This is a genomic window from Mesorhizobium sp. M7A.F.Ca.CA.004.04.2.1, from assembly GCF_004022825.1.
In the GTDB taxonomy this organism is placed as follows: domain Bacteria; phylum Pseudomonadota; class Alphaproteobacteria; order Rhizobiales; family Rhizobiaceae; genus Mesorhizobium.
In genome coordinates, this window is the sequence record NZ_RZPH01000688.1 from 1 (window position 1) to 3,309 (window position 3,309).

Consider the following 3,309-nt stretch of genomic DNA (forward strand, 5'->3'; position numbering starts at 1 on the left):
TTACCGGTTTCGCCAACCTCCAGTGTTGCAGGAGAGGGCGGAGCGTCAAAACTGCCAATCTCCCCCCTTGAGGGGGAGATGTCCGGCAGGACAGAGGGGGGCGCCTCGCGCCGAAGTTTCCCCTTCCGCGCCACCACCTTCGGCAACGTCACCATCGCCCTCGCCCCGGATCGCGGCCGCTCCGCCGACCGCCGCGCCGACTACCACGATCCGACGCTGCCCCCGCGCCATGCGCTGATCGCCTTCGGCCTGTGGCTGCGAAAGTCGCTCGGCGTCCACGCGCTGGTCCATGTCGGCGCGCATGGCACGCTGGAATGGCTGCCGGGCAAGACCGTTGCGCTTTCGGAGAACTGCTTTCCCGAGATCGTCACCGGCGCCTTGCCCGTCGTCTATCCCTTCATCGTCTCCAACCCAGGCGAAGCGGCGCAAGCCAAGCGCCGCATCGCCGCCGTCACCCTTGGTCATCTGCCACCGCCGCTGACCGGCGCCGGGCTCGACGAAAACCAACACAAGCTCGAGCGGCTGGTCGATGAATACGCCCAGGCCGACGGGCTCGACCGCCGCCGCCGAGATCGTCTGGCGAAGCTGATCGTCGACACCGCGCAAAAGACCGGTTTCGCCTCCGAAGCCGGCGTCGCCACGACCGACGCACCCGACGAAGCGTTGCGCCGCATCGACGCCTGGCTCTGCGACCTCAAGGATTTTGCCATCAAGGATGGGCTGCATCTCTATGGCCGCGCCCCTGAGGATGAGCCCGACGCCATGCGGCGACAAAGCGCTGACGCCGAGAAAGCGGCGCTGCTCGCCGCGCTTGATGGCCGCCACGTCAAGGCCGGTCCAGCCGGGGCGCCCGCGCGTGGCCGCTCGGACGTCTTGCCCACCGGCCGCAATCTGTTCACCTCGGACCCGCGCACCATGCCGACGCCGACCGCCTATGATCTGGGCAAGGCAGCGGCGGAGGAAGTCGTGCGCGGCTACATGCAATCGCACGGCGACTGGCCGCGCTCGCTGGTCATCGATCTCTGGGGCTCGGCTTCGCTGCGCACCGGCGGCGAGGAAATCGCGCAAGGCCTGGCTCTGATGGGCTGCCGGCCGCAATGGGATTCGGCGACCGGCCGCATCACCGGCATCGAGGTATTGCCGCCGGCGCCGCTCGGAAGGCCACGCGTCGATGTCACCTGGCGCATATCAGGCCTGTTCCGCGATATGTTCCCGACCCAGATCGCGCTGATCGATGCCGCCGCCAACGCGGTTGCCGCCCGCGACGAGGAGGATTCGGAAAACCCGCTCGCGGCCAAAACCCGCGCTGACGGCAAGATCAGCCCGCGCATCTTCGGCACCTCGCCCGGCACGTACGGCGCCGGCGTCGAGGATATCTTGTCCTCCGGCAACTGGGCGGCGCGCGAAGAAATCGGCCGCGCCTATCTCGACGCCACATCGCACGCCTATGGCGGCGCAGAAGGCGAAGGCATCTCGGTGCCCGGCGCCTTCGAAACCCGCATCGCCGAGGCCGATCTTCTCGTCCACACCGGCGACGACCCCGGCCGCGACATCCTCGAAGGCTCCGCCGACGTCGCCTTCATCGGCGGCTTTTCCGCAGCCCTTGCGGCGCTCGGCAGGAATGCCGACGTCATCGTGCTCGACACCACGGACCCGCAAAAGCCCAAGCCGCGTTCGCTCAGTGAGGCCGTATCGCGGGTGGTGCGCGCCCGTGCCGTCAATCCTCGCTTCATATCGGGACAGATGCGCCACGGCCCGCGTGGCGCCTCCGAATTTGCCGAAACCGTCGACCGCCTGGTCGGCTTCGCCGAAACCACGCACGCCATTTCGGGCACGCTGATCGAGGCAGTGCACGATGCCTATCTCGGCGATCCCATGGTCCGCGCCTTCATCCTGCGCGAGAACCCCGCCGCTGCCAAGGTCATCGCCCAGCGCTTCCTGTCGGCGCGCCGGCGTGGCCTCTGGCATCCCCTGCGCAACTCCGTCGATGACGATCTCACCGCCCTGATTGCCGAAGCAGAAGCGCTTGGGGTGGCGGCATGAACGCCTTCTCACGCCGCGGCGCCTGCCCGGCCTTGTCGGCGCCGATGCAGACCGGCGACGGGCTTTTGGTGCGGCTCAATCCGGTTGCTGGAGGCCCGTCTTCTGGAGGTCCGACTTCTGGAGGCCCGACTTCTGGAGGATTGTCGCCGAAGCTTTTGATCGGGTTAGCCGAATCCGCCTTGCGGCATGGCAATGGCATCATGGAAGTCACCGCGCGCGGCAGTCTGCAGATACGTGGGCTGACGACGGACAGCGCGATGCTGCTGGCGGCGGAGGTCGATGCGCTTGATATCGCGGTGCGCACCGGCGTGCCAGTCGAGACCGGCCCGCTGGCTGGCATCGATCCGCAAGAGATTGCCGATCCCCGGCCACTGGCTGAACGGATCAGGGCTGCAATCGAAGAAGCTGGGCTTGCGCAACGGTTGGGGCCGAAGGTTTCGGTGATTGTCGATGGCGGTGGGCAACTTGGGCTGGATTCGGTGACGGCCGATGTTCGGCTTGCTGCAACGCGCAGTGGTGCGAGAATCCAATGGCAGGTGTCTGTCGCGGGTGACGGGCAGAATGCGAAGCCGCTAGCGTTTGCTGATGAAGGTGCGGCTCGCGACATCGCCGTCGCGGCTCTAAGAATGATTGCCGAAAAAGGCCGTGAGGCCCACGCAAGGGATCTGTCGGAGAGACAATTGGCTTCTCTCGCAGGCTGGCATTCTACGGCGCCCCCCTCTGTCCTGCCGGACATCTCCCCCTCCAGGGGGGAGATTGGCAGCTTCACCGCAGGCTCCCCTCTTGCAGCATCGACAGTTGGCGAACGCGGCTCTCCAAGCGCAATCTCCCCCCTGGAGGGGGAGATGTCCGGCAGGACAGAGGGGGGCGCCGTAGAGCACTCTCGCCGGCCAATTGGCTTCTTCAATGTAAGCCACGCCACCGCCCTCGGCATCGCCCTCCCCTACGGCAGCATGCCGGCCGACAAGCTAATCGCTCTCGCCCAACACGCCCTCTCCCTCAACACAACCGAAATCCGCCTAGCCCCCGGCCGCGCCCTGCTCTTCCTCGGTCAGCCACCGGCAGCCAACCAACCCCTCCAACACACCGCCACCGCCCTCGGCTTCGTCACCGCCCCCACCGACCCGCGCACGCGCATTGCCGCTTGCCCCGGCACGCCGGCCTGCGCCTCCGGCCGCATTGCCACGCGCGAGATCGCCGAGACGATTGCCGCTGAAAACGCCGACATCCTCGACTTCACGCTGCACATTTCCGGCTGCGCCAAGG

General features: G+C 67.2%; 2 protein-coding genes. Both read left to right on the forward strand.

Annotated elements, in window-relative coordinates:
- Positions 1-2,043 (forward strand): cobaltochelatase subunit CobN (locus EN893_RS25240; protein WP_245490902.1); only part of this gene is annotated, 2,043 nt, incomplete at its 5' end.
- On the forward strand, positions 2,040-3,309 hold a 1,270-nt coding region (cobG, locus tag EN893_RS25245; protein ID WP_128361855.1), incomplete at its 3' end, for a precorrin-3B synthase. The genes EN893_RS25240 and cobG, both read left to right, overlap by 4 nt.